The organism is Kitasatospora sp. NPDC023118 (assembly GCF_055560875.1).
In genome coordinates this window covers 1-16899 of the sequence record NZ_JBVHHW010000017.1, presented here as the reverse complement: position 1 = coordinate 16899, position 16899 = coordinate 1, and the positions used below count along the sequence as shown (strand labels likewise).

At 73.1% G+C, this 16899-nt stretch carries 14 protein-coding genes; 10 read left to right on the top strand and 4 right to left on the bottom strand.

From position 1 onward, the window contains the following. Positions 1 to 8: 8 nt before the first annotated feature. From ACZ3UD_RS22480 to ACZ3UD_RS22460, 5 genes are all read left to right on the top strand, one after another. Complete coding sequence (locus ACZ3UD_RS22480; RefSeq protein WP_465590364.1) at positions 9 to 773, top strand: ABC transporter ATP-binding protein; 765 nt, start codon at positions 9 to 11, stop codon at positions 771 to 773. Next, the gene (locus ACZ3UD_RS22475) at positions 770 to 3622 is read left to right on the top strand and encodes an ABC transporter permease (protein WP_465590362.1); all 2853 of its coding nucleotides are present in this window, start codon (positions 770 to 772) and stop codon (positions 3620 to 3622) included. Before ACZ3UD_RS22480 ends, ACZ3UD_RS22475 begins: the two co-directional genes overlap by 4 nt. Positions 3623 to 3755: 133 nt before the next feature. Further along, positions 3756 to 5159, top strand: a complete 1404-nt coding sequence (locus ACZ3UD_RS22470) for a dipeptidase (RefSeq protein ID WP_465590359.1) — start codon at positions 3756 to 3758, stop codon at positions 5157 to 5159. Between the two features lie 156 nt (positions 5160 to 5315). Beyond that, the gene (nudC, locus tag ACZ3UD_RS22465) at positions 5316 to 6257 is read left to right on the top strand and encodes an NAD(+) diphosphatase (protein WP_387628221.1); all 942 of its coding nucleotides are present in this window, start codon (positions 5316 to 5318) and stop codon (positions 6255 to 6257) included. Positions 6258 to 6489: 232 nt separating this feature from the next. Then, a complete protein-coding gene (locus tag ACZ3UD_RS22460; protein ID WP_465590356.1) occupies positions 6490 to 7329 on the top strand; it encodes a GntR family transcriptional regulator in 840 nt (279 codons plus the stop codon). A gap of 30 nt (positions 7330 to 7359) precedes the next feature. Here ACZ3UD_RS22460 and ACZ3UD_RS22455 read toward each other — a convergent pair whose 3' ends face one another. After that, positions 7360 to 7617, bottom strand: a complete 258-nt coding sequence (locus ACZ3UD_RS22455) for a mycoredoxin (RefSeq protein ID WP_465590353.1) — start codon at positions 7615 to 7617, stop codon at positions 7360 to 7362. Positions 7618 to 7781: 164 nt separating this feature from the next. Between ACZ3UD_RS22455 and ACZ3UD_RS22450 the strand changes: the two genes are divergently transcribed. From ACZ3UD_RS22450 to ACZ3UD_RS22435, 4 genes are all read left to right on the top strand, one after another. Beyond that, positions 7782 to 10049 carry an ATP-dependent DNA helicase UvrD2 gene (locus tag ACZ3UD_RS22450; RefSeq protein ID WP_465590350.1) on the top strand — a complete coding sequence of 756 codons (2268 nt, stop codon included), beginning with the start codon at positions 7782 to 7784 and terminating at the stop codon, positions 10047 to 10049. A gap of 294 nt (positions 10050 to 10343) precedes the next feature. Beyond that, positions 10344 to 10802, top strand: coding sequence for a hypothetical protein (locus tag ACZ3UD_RS22445; RefSeq protein WP_465590347.1), 459 nt, complete (start codon positions 10344 to 10346; stop codon positions 10800 to 10802). Between the two features lie 168 nt (positions 10803 to 10970). Continuing rightward, complete coding sequence (locus tag ACZ3UD_RS22440; RefSeq protein ID WP_380615870.1) at positions 10971 to 11339, top strand: WhiB family transcriptional regulator; 369 nt, start codon at positions 10971 to 10973, stop codon at positions 11337 to 11339. A gap of 152 nt (positions 11340 to 11491) precedes the next feature. After that, the gene (locus ACZ3UD_RS22435; RefSeq protein ID WP_465590773.1) at positions 11492 to 11737 is read left to right on the top strand and encodes a hypothetical protein; all 246 of its coding nucleotides are present in this window, start codon (positions 11492 to 11494) and stop codon (positions 11735 to 11737) included. Positions 11738 to 11824: 87 nt separating this feature from the next. On the opposite strand, the gene ACZ3UD_RS22430 is transcribed toward ACZ3UD_RS22435, so the two are convergent. Both ACZ3UD_RS22430 and ACZ3UD_RS22425 read right to left on the bottom strand, forming a co-directional pair. Beyond that, positions 11825 to 13210 carry an ABC1 kinase family protein gene (locus ACZ3UD_RS22430; RefSeq protein ID WP_465590344.1) on the bottom strand — a complete coding sequence of 462 codons (1386 nt, stop codon included), beginning with the start codon at positions 13208 to 13210 and terminating at the stop codon, positions 11825 to 11827. A 254-nt stretch (positions 13211 to 13464) separates the two neighbouring features. After that, on the bottom strand, positions 13465 to 14181 hold the full coding sequence (locus tag ACZ3UD_RS22425; protein ID WP_465590341.1) for a TetR/AcrR family transcriptional regulator: 717 nt from the start codon (positions 14179 to 14181) through the stop codon (positions 13465 to 13467). Between the two features lie 251 nt (positions 14182 to 14432). Here ACZ3UD_RS22425 and ACZ3UD_RS22420 point away from each other — a divergent pair, with 251 nt between their 5' ends. After that, positions 14433 to 15968 (top strand): MFS transporter, encoded by a 1536-nt coding sequence (locus ACZ3UD_RS22420; protein WP_465590338.1) that lies wholly within the window; start codon positions 14433 to 14435, stop codon positions 15966 to 15968. Positions 15969 to 16091: 123 nt separating this feature from the next. Here the strand turns inward: ACZ3UD_RS22420 and ACZ3UD_RS22415 are convergent, their stop codons facing one another. Continuing rightward, on the bottom strand, positions 16092 to 16694 hold the full coding sequence (locus ACZ3UD_RS22415; RefSeq protein ID WP_465590335.1) for a dihydrofolate reductase family protein: 603 nt from the start codon (positions 16692 to 16694) through the stop codon (positions 16092 to 16094). Positions 16695 to 16899 lie beyond the last annotated feature (205 nt).

Below are 16899 nucleotides of genomic sequence, written 5' to 3'. Positions count from 1 at the left end.
GGGGAAGCATGTCCCACACCCGACAGCCCCGGCAGGAACCGGTGCTGCACCTGGAGAACGTCACCCGCGTCCACGGCCAGGGCGCCGCCGAAGTCCAGGCCCTGCGCGGCGTCGACCTCAAGGTCCACCCCGGCGAGTTCGTCGCCGTCATGGGCCCCTCCGGCTCCGGCAAATCCACCCTGCTCACCCTCGCCGGCGGCCTCGACACCCCGACCGGCGGCCAGGTCCTCGTCGAAGGCGTCGCCCTCGGCGCCCTCACCCGCAAGAAACTCGCCCAGGTCCGCCGCCGCTCCGTCGGCTACGTCTTCCAGGACTACAACCTGATCCCGGCCCTCACCGCCGCCGAGAACATCGCCCTGCCGCGCGAACTCGACGGCCGCTCCGCCCGCGCCGCCCGCCGCGAAGCCCTCGCCGCCCTGGAGGAACTCGGCATCCCCGAACTCGCCGACCGCTTCCCCGACGACATGTCCGGCGGCCAGCAGCAGCGCGTCGCCATCGCCCGCGCCCTGATCGGAGACCGCCGCCTCGTCCTCGCCGACGAACCCACCGGCGCCCTCGACTCCACCACCGGCGAAGCCGTCCTCGCCGTCCTGCGCGCCCGCTGCGACGCCGGCGCCGCCGCCATGATGGTCACCCACGAAGCCCGCCACGCCGCCTGGGCCGACCGCGTGGTCTTCCTGCGCGACGGCCGCATGGTCGACGAATCCGTCAGCCAGGACGCCGCCAGCCTGCTCGTCAGCGCCGCCACCAACAGCAAGCAGGTGGACGAGTGAAGCTCAGCGCCTGGCGGGTCGCCCTGCGCATCGCCCGCCGCGACGCCCTGCGCGCCAAGGGCCGCAGCGCCCTCGTCATCGCCATGGTCGCCCTGCCCGTCCTCGGCGTCACCGGCGCCGACGTGTTCTACCGCAGCGCCACCCTCGAACCCGCCGAAAAGGTCGTGCGGATCATGGGCCAGGCCGGAGGCGAACTGGCTATGGACAACCGCGGATCCTCCGTCAAACAGGCCCCCGACCCCGACCAGGGCCTCATGGTCGACAACCCCAAGTACACCGCCAAGGACGGCGCCACCCCGCAGTACACCCCCGCCCAGCAGCGCGCCCTCGACACCGAACCCGCCCAGCTGGCACAGCAGCTGCTCCCGCCCGGCGCCACCCTGGTGCCCGAACGCCAAGGCCCCTACACCGCCACCAGCAGCTCCGAGGGCCTGCTCAGCACCCGCACCAGCGAAGCCGACCTGACCGACCCGGTCTGGCACGGCCGGGTCGACCTGGTCGAGGGCAGCGCCCCCGCCAACGACCAACAAGCCGCCGTCACCCGCGAGTTCCTCAAGCGCTCCGGCCTCAGGCTCGGCGACCGCACCGCCGTCCGCGGCCTGGAGTCCACCCCCTTCACCATCACCGCCGTCGTCGAATACCCCGGCGAACTGAAAGACACCGAACTCATCACCCGGCCCGGCACCCTGATCGGAAAACTCGCCGCCCGCGAAGCCGGCAAGGACCACGCCGACGACGCCCCCGACCGCTGGCTCGTCAAGCTCCCCGCCGGAACCGCCCTCGACTGGGCCAAGGTCACCGAACTCAACGGCTACGGCTTCACCGTCACCTCCCGCGCCGTCCTCCTCGACCCGCCCGCCCGCTCCGACGTGCCGTACTACGTCGAGATGGACCGGCTCAACCGCGGCGGCGGCACCGCCCTCCTCGACCGCACCTCCGTCGTCATCCTCGGCACCGTCGTCGGCATGGCCCTGCTGGAGATCGTCCTCCTCGCGGGCCCCGCCTTCGCCGTCGGGGCCCGGCGCTCCCGGCGGCAGCTCGGCCTGCTCGCGGCCGCAGGCGGTGAACGCGCCGACGTCCGCTCGGTCGTCCTCGGCGGCGGCATCGTCCTCGGCCTCACCGGCGCCGCCGCCGGCCTCGGCCTCGGCATCGGCCTGGTCGCCCTGCTGCGCACCCAGGCCGAGGAGTACTCCGGCGCCCGCTTCGGCCACTTCAACCTGCAGCCGCTCGACCTGCTCGGCGTGCTCACGGTCGGCCTGGTCACCGGCCTGCTCGCCGCCGTCGTCCCCGCCGTCCAGGCCTCCCGCCAGGACGTCGTCTCCGCCCTCACCGGCCGCGACTCGCTCAAGCCCCCGAACCGCAAACTCGCCCTGCTCGGCCTGCTGATGCTCGCCGGCGGCGCCGCGCTCGCCCTGTTCGGCGCCGCCAGCGGCATCACCAGCCGCAGCCTCGCCGTCATCGGCGGCTCGGCCCTCGCCGAACTCGGCATGGTCCTTCTCACCCCCTACCTGGTCGGCCTGTTCGGCCGGCTCGGCCGCTGGCTCCCGCTCGGCCCCCGGCTCGCCCTGCGCGACTCCGTCCGCCACCGCGGCCGCACCGCCCCCGCCGTCGCCGCCGTGATGGCCGCCGTCGCCGGCTCCGTCGCCGTCAGCGTCTACCTCGCCAGCTACGACGAGCAGGGCCGCCGCGACTACGTCGCCGCCGGCGCCCCCGGCGCCGTCATGCTCGGCGGCTGGATCAGCGGCAGCGACGGCAAGCTGCTGCCGCAGATGCGCGACACCGTGGAACGCAGCATCCCCGGCCTCGGCCCGCGCGCCGACGTCTCCCGGGTCAACTACAAGGGCGACTGCACCGAGGGCCCCTGCGGCTACATCGAGGTCCTGCCGCCCAAGGAACAGCGCTGCCCGGTCTTCGACCGCGACACCGAGCCCGGGCCGGGCGAGGTGCAGCGGTTCATGAACACCGACCCGCGCTGCCAGGTCAGCGACCGCGGTGGCAGCCACTACGGCAACCTCACGGCCGGCGACGCCACCCTGCTGCGCAACCTGTACGGCGTCACCGACCCGGCCGCCGGCCGGGCCCTTGCCGCCGGCAAGGCCGTGGTCTTCGACCCTCGCTACATCAAGGACGGCAAACTCGCCCTCGAATACACCGAGCCGATGACCGCCGAGACCACCGGCGCGAACCACAAGCCCAGGCACACCGAGGTCGCCGTCGACGCCGTCCTCGCCCCCGCCGCGCTGCCGGCCCACGGCCAGGCCGTGATCAGCCCGGACACCGCCACCCGGCTCGGTTTCACCAGCGAGGAGGCCGGCTCGGTCTGGCTGCCCGAGGCCGCGCCCTCCGACGGCGCCCAGCAGAAGGCCGACGGCGCGCTCGCCAAGCTCACCGACCACAGCGTCCTGAACGTCGAGCGCGGCTACCAGTCCAAGGCCGGACTCATCGGCCTCGGCCTGTCCGGCTTCGCCGCCCTGGTCGCCCTCGGCGCGGCCGGCATCGCCACCGGACTGGCCGCCGCCGACTCCCAACGCGACCTGACCACCCTCGCCGCAATCGGCGCCGAACCCCGGATCAGGCGCTCGCTGTCCGGCTTCCAGTGCGGGGTGATCGCCGCCATGGGCACCTTGCTCGGCACCCTCTGCGGCGTCGTACCGGCCGTGGCCCTGCGCAAGGTGCAGGGCCTGGCCGACTACCCCGGCATGAGCGCCGCGGAACTCGCCAACCGATCGATCGTGGTCTTCCCCTGGCCCACCATCGCCGCCACCGTCGTGGTGCTGCCGCTGCTCGCGGCGGGCCTGGCCGCGCTGCTCACCCGCTCGCGGATCTCGCTGCTGCGCCGCTCGGGCTGAGCTCCGGGAGTCCTTCCGGTCACCCCCGTCCGCCCTTCCCGGCGGCGGGGGTGACGGAGGTTACAGCCCCGACGGGAGGCAGCAACCGGACGGCCGGGGCGGGCACCCGCACGGGCGAACTACAGTCGTCGGTATGACGAGAACCCCGGACAGCGCCGTCCGCTCCTTCATCGACCAGCACCAGGCCGCGTTCCTCGCGGACCTGTCCGAGTGGCTGGCCATCCCCTCGGTCTCCGCCGACCCGGACCGGGCCGGCGACGTGCGCCGCTCCGCCGAGTGGCTGGCCGCCAAGCTGCGCGAGACCGGTTTCCCGGTCGCCGAGGTGTGGGAGACCGACGGCCTGCCGGCGGTGTTCGCCGAGTGGCCCTCCGGGGACCCGGCCGCGCCGACCGTGCTGGTCTACGGGCACCACGACGTGCAGCCCGCCGCTCAGGAGGACGGCTGGGACACCGAGCCGTTCACCCCGACCGTGGTCGGCGGGCGGCTGTACGCGCGCGGCGCCGCCGACGACAAGGGCCAGGTGTTCTTCCACACCCTGGGGGTGCGCGCCCACCTGGCCACCACCGGCCGCACCGCGCCCGCCGTCAACCTCAAGCTGCTGATCGAGGGCGAGGAGGAGTCCGGCTCGCCGCACTTCGCCGACCTGGTCCGGCGCGAGGCCGGGCGGCTGGCCGCCGACGTGGTGGTCATCTCCGACACCGGCATGTGGTCCGAGACCACGCCGACCGTCTGCACCGGCATGCGGGGCTTGGCCGACGCCCAGATCGACCTGTACGGGCCGGACACCGACATCCACTCCGGCTCCTTCGGCGGCGCCGTCCCCAACCCGGCGCAGGTCGCGGCCGAGTTGGCCGCCGCCCTGCACGACGCCGACCGCAAGGTCGCGATCCCGGGCTTCTACGACGGGGTCGTGGAGCTGACCGACCGCGAGCGCGAGCTGTTCGCCGAACTGCCCTTCGACGAGGCGCAGTGGCTGCGCGTCGCCAAGTCGTACGGCACCCGCGGCGAGGCCGGGTACTCCACCCTGGAGCGGCTGTGGGCCCGCCCGACCGCCGAGGTCAACGGCATCTGGGGCGGCTACACCGGCCCCGGCGGCAAGACCATCGTGCCGAGCTCGGCGCACCTGAAGCTGTCCTTCCGGCTGGTGGCCGGGATGGAGGTGGAGAAGGTCCGCGAGGCGGTGCGGGCCTGGGTCGCCGAGCGGGTGCCCGAGGGCATCCGGTACGAGCTGGTCTTCCCGGGCGCGACCCGGCCGTGCCTGACCCCGCTGGACCACCCGGCGCTGCAGTCCACCGTGCGCGCGATGGGCCGGGCCTTCGGGCAGCGGATCCTGTTCACCCGCGAGGGCGGCTCCGGTCCCGCCGCCGACCTGCAGGACGTGCTGGGCGCCCCGGTGCTGTTCCTCGGCATCTCGGTGCCCTCGGACGGCTGGCACTCGGTCAACGAGAAGGTCGAGCTGGACCTGCTGGCCAAGGGCGTGGAGACCGCCGCGTACCTGTGGGGCGACCTGGCCGAGAACTTCCGGCCCGGCACGTGAGCGAGCGGAGCGGGCTCACCATTGAGGGGTGCGCGTGGGCGAATGCCCCTGCCGAGCGAAGCGAGGCGGGCGCATGAGTTCGTTCGGTGCACGGGTCCGTGCACATGGCAGTCAGATCACTCATCCGGATGATTCACCACGTGGGGATGGAACGACGTGAGCACCGTGCCTGAGACCGAGCGCCCACTGGCCCTGGCCCTGGCCAGGTCGGGGGTGGACCGGGCGGCCGAGCACCGGTTCGACGAGCCCTGGCTGGCGGCCGCGTGGAGCCACCCCGCCACCCGGGTGCTGCCGATCGCCGGCGGCGAGGCCTTCGTCGTCGACACCGCGCAGGGCACCGAACTCGTGCTGCTGCCCTCCTTCGAGGCGCCGCAGACCGGGGACCGGTACTTCCTCGGCACCGACGAGGACGGCGTCTCCTACTTCGCGCTGGCCGGCGAGAGCCTGCCCGGCCGGCTGGACGGCGACGCCCGCCCGGCCGGGCTGCGCGAGGTCGGCGCGCTGCTGTCCGACCGGGACGCCGGGCTGCTGGTGCACGCCGTCGCGCTGGAGCACTGGCACCGGCTGCACAGCTTCTGCTCGCGCTGCGGGCACCCGACCGAGAAGGCCGGCGCCGGGCACGTGCGGCGCTGCACCTCCTGCGCGGCCGAGCACTACCCGCGCACCGACCCGGCGGTGATCATGGTGATCACCGACGAGCAGGACCGCTGCCTGCTCGGCCGCCAGGCGCTGTGGCCGGAGGGCCGCTGGTCCACGCTGGCCGGCTTCGTCGAGCCGGGGGAGTCGATCGAGCAGGCGGTGGCCCGCGAGGTGCAGGAGGAGGCGGGGGTGCGGGTCGGCGAGGTCCGCTACGTCGCCAGCCAGCCCTGGCCGTTCCCGTCCAGCCTGATGCTCGGCTTCGCGGGCAAGGCGCTGCCCGGCGGCACCGAGATCACCGTGGACGGCGAGGAACTCGCCGAGGCGCGCTGGTTCTCCCGCGAGGAGCTGCGGGCCGGGATGGCCGCGGGCGAGATCCTGCCGCCCTCCGGCATCTCGATCGCCCGTCACCTGGTCGAACTCTGGTACGGGGAGCCGCTGCCGGCGACCGCGCGCTGGTAATCCTGTACGAATTCCCGGTGCGCTTCTGCGCAAAAGGGGGCGTGCGGCTTATGCCGCGCGCCCCTCTTTTTCTTTTCCAGCCCTTCCCGAACCCTCCACGACCCACTGTTCGTGGCCGGACGGGCCCGTTCTGCTACCGCGGGAAGCTCCCTTACCCCCACCGTCAACCCGCGCGGACGACATTGCCGGAAACGGCTGAAACCGCGTCACCGCGCTCGCTACATTCACTCGGGTGACAATCCCCCGGGGCACCGCCCAATCCCCCAAATACCAGCGCCTCGCCGCCGACCTGCGCCGCCGGATCGCCGAGGGCGAGTTCACCGCCGACGCCGCCCTGCCGGTCGAGAGCGAACTGGAACGCCAGTACGGCGTCGCCCGCAACACCGTCCGCCTCGCCGTCGACGTCCTCGTCAACGAAGGCCGACTCGTCCGCCTCCAGGGCAAGGGCACCTACCTGCGCGAACACCCCGTCCTCGACCACCACGCCTACGGCCCCACCCTGGCCCCCGCGCCCCGCGACTGCCTGGGCGCGCCCTCCGACGTCTACCTCGGCGAAGCCGCCGACGCCGGGCGCGAACTCAGCACCGACTTCGAGATGATGATCGTCCGGGCCCGCGTCGACATCGCCGAACGCCTCGGACTGCGCCCCGGCGAGGCCATCGTGGTCCGCCGCCAACTGCGGCTGCTCGACCGCGAGCCCTACTCCATCGAGGAGAGCCACTACCGGGCCGGACTCGCCGCCGGCACCCCGCTGATGGAACCCGACCCCGTCGACGGCGGCGACGAAGCCGTCCTCGCCGCCCTCGGCCGCACCGAGGTCGGCGCCGTCGACCACCTCGTCGCCCGGATGCCCGGCCCCGAGGAGGCCCAGTGGTTCCAGGGCGGCCCCGGCGTCCCGCTCATGGTGCAGACCCGCGTCACCTACGACCGGCGCGGGCCCGTACGGGTCATCGAGACCCGCTACTCCGCCGACCGCAGCCGGCTCGTCTACGGCATCGGCGACCTCGGCGCGCGCACCACCCTGCCCGCCCCCGCCGCCCCCGTCGACCCCGCCCGGGCCGACGCGCCGTGACGCGCGCCGACCCGGCCGGGACCGGGCGGATCAGGCCGCCAGGGCCTTCTTGACCTGCAGCAGGCTCGGGTTGGTCATCACGACCCGCTCGCCGCCGCCGGCCGGCTGCACCAGAACCGTCGGCACCGTCTGGTTGCCGTTGTTCACCGACTCCACGAAGGCCGCCGACGCCGGGTCCTCCTCGATGTTGATCTCGGTGTAGCCGATGCCTTCACGGTCCAGCTGGCTCTTGAGGCGGTTGCAGTACCCACACCAGGTCGTGCTGTACATCGTCACAGTGCCGGACATCGAGGGGGCTCCTTCGAAAGAGAGGTTCACGCGGTCCCAGGACCAAACGTCCGCCGGGCGGCGGGCATTCCGCCATGCCATCGATCGGCATGCGGAGCGATCATCCTGCGATCACACCGGGCCTGTGGACAACCCCGACCCCGTTGTCGCACCGGACTGAGAGGATGGAACGCATGCAGGAAGACCTCTTGAGCGGCAGCCCCTACGACGGCCCCCACGGCTCCCTCTGGGCCGACCCCGGCGCCGCCACGGGCCCCGACGCCGTGCTCGCCGGGCTCGACCCCGAACAGCGCGCCGTCGCCACCGCCCTGCAGGGCCCGGTCTGCGTGCTCGCCGGCGCCGGCACCGGCAAGACCCGCGCCATCACCCACCGCATCGCCTACGGCGTGCGCAGCGGCGTCTACCAGCCCGCGCAGGTCCTCGCCGTCACCTTCACCGCCCGCGCCGCCGGCGAGATGCGCGGCCGCCTGCGCCAGCTCGGCGCCGACGGCGTCCAGGCCCGCACCTTCCACGCCGCCGCCCTGCGCCAGCTCCAGTACTTCTGGCCCCGCGCCGTCGGCGGCCCCGTACCCCAGCTCCTCGAACGCAAGGTCCAGCTCGTCGCCGAAGCCGCCGGCCGCTGCGGACTGCGCGTCCAGCGCACCGAACTGCGCGACCTCACCGCAGAGATCGAATGGGCCAAGGTCACCCAGACCGGCCCCGAGGACTACCCCGCCGCCGTCGCCAAGTCCGGCCGCGAAGCCCCCCGCGACCCCGCCGAGACCGCCCAGGTCTACCGCGTCTACGAGGAGACCAAGAGCCGCCGCGGCACCATCGACTTCGAGGACGTCCTGCTCCTCACCGCCGCCATCCTGGAGGACCGCCCCGACATCGCCGACCAGGTCCGCACCCAGTACCGGCACTTCACCGTCGACGAGTACCAGGACGTCTCCCCGCTCCAGCAGCGCCTGCTCGACCAGTGGACCGGCCCCGGCGGCGGCGCCAGCCTCTGCGTCGTCGGCGACGCCAGCCAGACCATCTACTCCTTCACCGGCGCCACCCCCGACTACCTCCTCAACTTCCGCAGCCGCCACCCCGAGGCCACCGTCGTCAAACTCGTCCGCGACTACCGCTCCACCCCCCAGGTCGTCCACCTCGCCAACGGACTCCTCGCCCTCGCCCGCGGCGAAGCCGCCCGCCACCGCCTTGAACTCGTCTCCCAGCGCGAAGCCGGCCCCGAGCCGGTCTACACCGAGTACGAGGACGAACCCACCGAGGCCGAGACCACCGCCCGCCGCATCAAGGACCTCCTCGCCACCGGCGTGCGCGCCAGCGAGATCGCCGTCCTGTTCCGCACCAACGGCCAGTCCGAGGTCTACGAACAGGCCCTCGCCGACCTCGGCGTCCCCTACCAGCTCAAGGGCGCCGAACGGTTCTTCGAACGCCCCGAGGTCCGCGACGCCGGCGTCCTGCTGCGCGGGGCCGCCCGCGCCGCCGCCGACCCGCTCACCGCCGACGCCCCCGACCTCGCCGGCCAGGTCCGCGCCGTCCTCGCTACCCGCGGCTTCACCCCCGAACCCCCCGCCGGCTCCGGCGCCGTCCGCGACCGCTGGGAATCCCTCGCCGCCCTCGTCCGCCTCGCCGAGGAGTTCGAGCGCACCCGTACCGCCGACGGCCGCACCACCGACCTCGCCGCCTACGTCGCCGAACTCGACGCCCGCGCCGCCGCCCAGCACGCCCCCGCCGTCGAAGGCGTCACCCTCGCCTCCCTGCACGCCGCCAAGGGCCTCGAATGGGACGCCGTCTTCCTCGTCGGCCTCACCGAGGGCACCCTGCCGATCATCTACGCCAAGACCGACGAACAGGTCGAGGAGGAACGCCGCCTCCTCTACGTCGGCGTCACCCGCGCCCGCAAACACCTCAGCCTCTCCTGGGCCCTCGCCCGCTCCCCGGGCGGCCGCGCCGGCCGCAAGCCCAGCCGCTTCCTCGACGGACTGCGCCCCGGCTCCGCCGCCCCCGGCGTGCGCACCGGCTCGCGGGGCGGAAGGGGGAGCGTCGAGACCGGCGAGCGCTCGGCCGCCCGACGGGTCCGCGGCCCGGTCACCTGCCGGGTCTGCGGCAAGGCCCTCACCGAGGCCGTCGAACGCAAGCTGCGCCGCTGCGAGGACTGCCCCTCCTCCATGGACGAGGGCCTGTACGAGCGGCTGCGCGAGTGGCGGGCCCGGCAGGCCAGGAAGCAGGGCGCCCCGGCCTACGTGGTGTTCACCGACGCGACGCTCATGGCGATCGCCGAGGACGTGCCCTCCAGCAGCCGGGAACTGGCCCTGATCTCAGGGGTCGGCGCCATGAAGCTGGACAAGTACGGGGCCGCCGTGCTCTCGTTGTGCGCGGGGGAGGAGCCCGAGGAGGATCCGGACGGCGTCGAGGACGACGGTCCGGTCGATCCGGTGTGAGCCGGCGCGGGCGCGGTCCAGGGGACTGCTCGGGGGACTTCGAAGCCGCCGCGGAACGTGTCGCGGATCGCGCCGTCGATCGTGCCGTGTAACGCGCCGCGGAACTCGCGTGAAAAATAGTTTGCGCGGCATACCGGGAGCGCAATAGCCTGCCGGAGCGGTCAAGGGGACGCGGTCGCACGGGGTGACACCTGTGCCGATTCCCCTCGCCCCACAGCTTTACCGAGACAGACATCCGAACATTCGGAGCCAGGGGAACCAGGCTCCGCGAGACGCCGAGAGGAGGCGAAGACAGTGGGAAACATCATGATCACCAAAATGACTGGCCAGACCGTTGTCGCTGCCTCCCTGCGTGCCGCCCGCCTGCGGGCGCTCGCCGAGCTCGGTGGAACCGGTCTGGGTCTCGACACCACCGGTGTCTCCGTCGCCTCCGTTGTCAGTGGTCTTGGACACACTGATCTGCGCATCACGGGCGGCAGGAGTGTCGAAGGCACCGTTGTCGAGGCCGGTCTGTCCCGTGACTGGGCGTCGGTCGGCGCGTCGCGTCCCATGTGCGATGAGCGACCGATCCAGGCACCGAAGGCGGCCGTAGCCGCCGCCATGCATGGCGGCTATGCGCAGGTCATCGGTGCCGGAAACGCCCAGGAGCAGAACGAGCAGCAGATCAAGCAGGCCATGGCCGCCTTTATCGGCGCCAAGGCCATCCGGATGCGGGCCTTCCGCGGGCCTGAACCCTGGAGAGAACGAGCCTGAGTCAGCCTCAGGTCGGCACCTCCAGGGCCGCGGAACCCGTCACACCGGGATCCGCGGCCCTTCTGTTTTGTCCGGTACGCAAGACCACCCAGGCCCCCCGGGGCCTCCGGCCCAGCACCACCAGTCCACTGGGCCGGAACCACTGAGAAGACGAGGAAGACGCCCACAGTGTCCACGGTCATCACGCCGCCCATCCCGTCCGTACCGCCGACAAGCCAGATCACCAAGGCCGACCAGGCCGACCCCCCGGAGGTTCCTTCCATGCAGATCAGCTCGATCGAGCAGGCCGAGGCACTCGGTCTCCCCATCCCCTGCCGCGCCTTCGACCCCGAGGTCTTCTTCGCCGAGACGCCCGCCGACGTCGAGTACGCGAAGTCCCTCTGCGGCACCTGCCCGGTGAAGGAGGCCTGCCTGGCCGGCGCCCTGGAGCGGCGCGAGCCGTGGGGCGTCTGGGGTGGCGAGCTCTTCGTCCAGGGCGTCGTCGTGGCCCGCAAGCGGCCGCGTGGCCGTCCGCGCAAGACCGAGGTCATGGCGTGAACCCCGCCGACCACGCCAGGGCCGTCCGCCGGGGAGAGCAGCCCCCGCTGGACACCGCCCTCCGCCGGTCCGTACGGATCGCCGCAGCCAAGGCCGACTCAGCGGCCCGCACCCGCCCATTCCCGAGCACGCACCACGAGCAGGACCACCACATGACCCCCGCCGCCATCGATCCGACCGTCCGCGCCGAGCAGACCACCGAACTCCAGACCCAGAACAGGATCCTCGAGATGCAACTCCTGCACGAATCCCTGGCCCGTGCCCATATGCAAGACAGGCTGCACGAGGCCGAGAACCAACGGCTCGTCAGCCGGGTCATCCGGGCCCGCAGGCTCCGGCAGCGGGCCGAGCGGGCCTCGCTGCGGGCCCGCAAGGCCCTCGCCGTCGCGCTGATGTAAGCGCCGACCGCCGTAGTACCGCCCCTGTCGTGCCGCAGGCCGCCCCCCGTCCACGGGGAGCGGCCTGCGGCCGTTCGGAGCCCTCGGTCAGCCCTTGCGCACGGGCTTGGCGCGCCGCACGGGCTCGGCCGGCTCCGCAGACGGCCCGTCCGAGAACTCGGGCAGCCACTGAAGCATCTCGGCGCGGAACGGCGCCTTGGCGCCCAGCTGACACAGCACCCCGATGGTGCTCAGCGTCACCCGGTGGATCAGCAGGTACGCGGGCGGCAGGTTCAGCTGCTTGCCCAGGTTGTAGGCGGGCGAACGCGGATCGGCGATCCGGGCCGCCTGGGCGCGCATCCACGCCCGGGTGAAGTGGAAGCTGTCCACCGCGGCCGGCTCGATGATCGGCAACAGGTAGTCCAGCACCGCGTCCGGGTCCAGCCGGATCGAGGGCTTCACGAAGCCCTCCTCCCGAAGCATCTCCAGCACGCCCGCCGCGTCCCCGGCCAGCGCCATCCGCAGCGAGGCCCCGATCGGCGCGGGCAGCCCGCCCGGCAGCCGGTCCACCGTGCCGAAGTCCAGCACGCCCAGCCGCCAGCCCGACGCCGGGCCGTCGTCCTTCAGCAGCCGGAAGTTGCCCGGGTGCGGGTCCGCGTGCAGCAGACCGGTCCGGGACGGGCCGGCGAACAGGAACCGGGCCAGCAGCTGACCGGCGCGGTCGCGCTCCTCCTGGGTGCCGTGCGCGATCACCTCGGCCAGTGGGGTGCCGTCCATCCACTCGGTGATCAGCACCTGGTCGGCCTGCGCCACCACACCCGGCACCAGAATGTCCGGGTCCCCCGCGAACTCCTCCGCGTGCCGGCGCTGGGCCTGCGCCTCCAGCTCGTAGTCCAGCTCCTCCGAGACCCGCTCGCGCAGCTCGGTGATCAGCGGTTTGACGTCCAGCCCGGGGATCAGCGGACCGAGCAGCCAGGCCACCCGGCCCAGCTGGGACAGGTCGGCGAGCAGCGCGTCGCCCGCGCCCGGGTACTGCACCTTCACCGCGACCCGTCTGCCGTCGTGCCAGACCGCCTGGTGCACCTGGCCGATCGAGGCGGCCGCCGCCGGGCGGTCGTCGAACTCCCGGAACAGCTCGCGCCAGCCGTCCCCGAGCCGCTGGGCGAGCGCGGTGTGCACCTTGGCGGCGGGCATCGGGGGAGCGGCGTCCTGCAGCTTGGTGAGCGCGGCCCGGTACGGCCCGGCGACCTCCTCGGGCAGCGCGGCCTCGAAGACGGACAGCACCTGCCCGAACTTCATCGCCCCGCCCTTGAGTTCGCCGAGCACCTTGAACAACTGGTCGGCGGTGGCCTGCTGGAGCTCGGCCGTGACCACCTCGGCGGAGCGGCCGCCGATCCGCCTGCCCAGCCCGAGCGTGGCGCGTCCGGCTATCCCCAGCGGCAGGGCGGCGAGCCGTGCCGTGCGGGTCACTGCCTTGCGCGGAAGATCGCTCACCCGGGGCCTCCAATCCCTGGCCCCCCGACACCGGACGGCCCAACTCATTACGCCATTGTGCCCGCTCCCCATCCCGCTGCCGCCGGTATTTCACGGGGCGGGAGGGCGGCGCTGCTCCTACGCGGGGTCCCTTGCGGGTTCCTCCGCGGATTCCTCGGTGGACTCCTCGGAGGACTCTTCGGCGGATCGCCCCGCGGGTTCCCCGGCGGTTCCAGGGCGGGGAACCGGGCGGCCCGGTCCAGTGGGCCGCCGGGTCAGCGGGGCAGCCGCAGGGCGAGGCCGTCCAGGACGACCTCCAGGCCGTAGCAGAACTTGGCGTCGCGAAGGGTGGCCGGGTCCTCGGCGGCGGCGGTGGAGTCGCCGTTGAGGTGCTCGTACCCGACGGTGGCCTGCTGGGCGGCGGGCATCAGACGGGCGACGAACTCGGCCTCGCTCTCGCCGGAGCGGGCCACGGCGGTGAGCCAGGCCGCCTCGGCGGTGCTCATGCCGACGACGTAGGAGATGAGGGTCTCGATCGCCCGGGCCGGCTCGGGGAACGCGGCCGCGGTGAAGAGGGCGGCCAGCCGCTCGGAGAAGGACATCAGGTGGGGGCCGAGGTAGACGAGACCGGCCTGGCCCAGCACCGAGGACAGCCAGGGGTGGCGCAGGGTGGTCGCCCGGAAGGACTGGGCGGCCTCGACGGCGGCGGCGCGCCAGTCGGGACTGTCGGCGGGCGGGAGGGTGATCTCGCCGAAGACCTCGTCCACCGCGAGCTCCATCAACTCGTCCTTGGTCGCCACGTGGCGGTAGAGGGAGGTCGCGCCCGCGTGCAGGCGGGTGGCGAGCTTGCGCATGCTCAGGGCCTCGATGCCCTCGGCGTCCAGCATTACGACCGCCTCGCGGACGATCGCGGCGCGGCTCAGGGCGGGCTGCTCGGGCTCGCGCTGGGGGCGGGCCCAGACGGACGGGACGGGGTTCGTTCGGGCGGCCATGGGCGGCTCCTCTTCCTGGGCCCTTGTGCTGCTTCCGCTGGCTTTCGCCGGGGGCGTGGGCGCGTGGGTGTTCGGGCGCTGCTTTCGGTGCTGGTCGTGCCGCCGGTCGGCGGCGCGATGCGTACACCGTTCGCATTGAGCGTACAGGAGTCGGGTGTTGCGCACATCGTTCCGCTGTGCGTACAGTGTTCGCATCGACGGAACGCAGTGCGCACCGGGGGAACGGTGTGCGCAGAAGGGGAGGGTGTCCGATGGCAGCCAGCAACTCGGCCGAGGGCCGCGTCGAGAGCCGCAATCCACACCGCTGGTGGATCCTGATCGTGCTCTGCCTGAGCTCGCTCGTCCTGGTGGTCGACAGCATGGCCCTCACGGTCGCGGTGCCCTCGATGACCGCCGACCTCGGCGCCGGCGCCCAGGACACCCAGTGGATCCTCGACTCCTACGTCCTGGTCTTCGCCGGACTGCTGCTCACCGCGGGCAGCCTCGGCGACCGGTTCGGCCGCCGCAAGGTCATGATCATCGGACTGCTGCTCTTCGGGGCCGCGTCGCTCGCGGCGACCTTCTGTACCAGCCCCGGCGAGGTCATCGCGGCGCGGATCGCGATGGGCGTCGGCGGCGCGCTGATCATGCCCTCGACGCTGTCGATCCTCATCACCGTCTTCGACGGGGACGAGCGCAACAAGGCGATGGCCGCATGGGGCTCGGTGGCGATGCTCGGACTGGTCGGCAGCCCGGTGCTGGGCGGAGTGCTGATCAACCACTTCTCGTGGCACTCGATCTTCTTCATCAACGTGCCGGTCGTCGCGCTGGCGATCCTGGCCGGGCTGCTGCTGATGCCGGAGTCCAAGGGCCCGTGGCAGAAGCCCGACCCGCTCGGGGCGATGCTCTCCGCCGTCGGCATGACCGCGCTGGTCTGGTGGATCATCGAGATCCCGCAGCACGGTGCCTTCGCCGGCCAGTCGCTGGTCACCCTGGTCGTCGCGGTCCTCGCCCTCGCCGGGTTCGTGGTGTGGGAGAACGTCACCTCCGCGCCGATGGTGCCGCTGGCGCTCTTCAAGGCCCGTAATTTCAGCGGGGGTTCGCTGTCGCTGACCCTGGTGCAGATCGGCAACGGCGGCCTGCTGCTGGTGCTCACCCAGTACCTGCAGTTCGTGCTCGGCTACTCGCCGGTCAAGGCGGGCCTCGCGTTCCTGCCGCTGGCCGTCGCCGCGCTGCTCGGCAACGGGGTCGGCGCCAAGCTCGCGGCGAAGCTCGGCAACCGGCTGCTGATCCTCGCCGGGATGCTCGTCATGGCCTCCTCGTTCGCGCTGCTGACCACCGTCTCGGCGGACACCGGCTTCGCCGTCCCGGCGACGGCGCTCGGACTGCTCGGCCTCGGCGCGGGCCTGGCGATGCCGGCGGCGGTGGGCGCGCTGATGGGGACCATCCCGCCGGAGCGGGCGGGCGTCGGCTCGGCGCTGAACGACACCATCCAGCAGGCCGGTACGGCGCTCGGCATCGCGATCCTGGGCTCGCTGCTGTCGAGCGGCTTCGCGAGCCGGATGCCGACCGGGACGCCGGACCAGGCGAAGCACTCCATCGCCGGGGCGCTGGCGATGGCGAACGGGGACGCCGGGCTGGTGCGGACCGCCCGGGAGGCGTTCACCGGGGCGATGTCGACGACCTTCACGGTCAGCGCGATCGGGGTGCTGGCGGCGGCGCTGGTGGCCGTGCTGGTGATGCGGGACCGGAAGGTGGGGGAGAGCGCGGTTGCGCAGAATGTGGAGGAGGCCGGGATCGCCGCCTGAGGCCGGGTCGGCCGGGTTGGTTCACCGAGAAGGCCGGTGCCCTTGGGGCGCCGGCCTTCGGCGTCGACCGGGGGTCTGCACGAGAAGTCGGCGGGGCCGACTTCTCGTGCGGGGGCGTTGGGGCTAGGCGGGGGCGTTGGCGGGGCGGCGGTAGGTGGCCGCGTGGACGCCGGTCCTGCCGATCGTGGTGGAGGCGAGCTCCAGGGTGCGCTGCACGCCGTCGGCCGGGAAGAGCGACTTGCCGCCGCCGAGCAGGACGGGCATCACCATCAGCCGCAGCTCGTCCACGAGGTCCTCGGCGAGGAGGGTGCGGACGAGGGTCGGACTGCCCATGATCAGCAGGTCGCGGCCGTCGGCCGCGCGCTGCCGGCGCGCCCAGTCGACGGCCCCGGGGCCGGGGACGAGGGTGGAGTTCGCCCAGGTGAGGTCGGCCTCGTCGAGGGTGTCGGAGACCACGTACTTCCTGATCGAGTTCATCTGGTCGGCGAGCGGGTCACCGGCCCGCCCGGGCCAGGCGGCGGCCATGGTCAGCCAGGTGCGGCGGCCGAAGAGCAGGGCGTCGGCTGTGCTCACCGCCTCGTTGATGTACGGGCCGAGGGTGTCGGGGTCGAAGAACGGGTGGGACCAGCCGCCGTGGGCGAAGTCGCCGTCGGTGTCCTCCTGCGGGGCGCCGGGGGCCTGGACGACGCCGTCGAGGCTGATGAACTCACTGATCACGATGCGCATTTGGGGGTGCTCCTCTGGGGGCTGGCTAGCCGGCTTGCTCGGGGGTTCGCAATGAAGACCGGGGGGCTGTTCGGGAGTCATCGCCCGTTGGTGGTGATCCGGGTCACATCGTTGACCGCTTCTGGGGCCCGGGGGGGGGGGGGGGGGGGGGGGGGGGGGGCGGGGGGGGGGGGGGGGGGGGGGGGGGGGGGGGGGGGGGGCGGGC

Bases quoted from the DNA above. Each gene is read 5' to 3' on its own strand.
- ACZ3UD_RS22480 (WP_465590364.1), top strand. From the start codon at position 9: ATGTCCCACACCCGACAGCCCCGGCAGGAACCGGTGCTGCACCTGGAG.
- ACZ3UD_RS22470 (WP_465590359.1), top strand. From the start codon at position 3,756: ATGACGAGAACCCCGGACAGCGCCGTCCGCTCCTTCATCGACCAGCAC.
- ACZ3UD_RS22455 (WP_465590353.1), bottom strand. From the start codon at position 7,617: ATGTCCGGCACTGTGACGATGTACAGCACGACCTGGTGTGGGTACTGC.
- ACZ3UD_RS22450 (WP_465590350.1), top strand. From the start codon at position 7,782: ATGGAACGCATGCAGGAAGACCTCTTGAGCGGCAGCCCCTACGACGGC.
- ACZ3UD_RS22435 (WP_465590773.1), top strand. From the start codon at position 11,492: ATGACCCCCGCCGCCATCGATCCGACCGTCCGCGCCGAGCAGACCACC.
- ACZ3UD_RS22425 (WP_465590341.1), bottom strand. From the start codon at position 14,181: ATGGCCGCCCGAACGAACCCCGTCCCGTCCGTCTGGGCCCGCCCCCAG.
- ACZ3UD_RS22420 (WP_465590338.1), top strand. From the start codon at position 14,433: ATGGCAGCCAGCAACTCGGCCGAGGGCCGCGTCGAGAGCCGCAATCCA.
- ACZ3UD_RS22415 (WP_465590335.1), bottom strand. From the start codon at position 16,694: ATGCGCATCGTGATCAGTGAGTTCATCAGCCTCGACGGCGTCGTCCAG.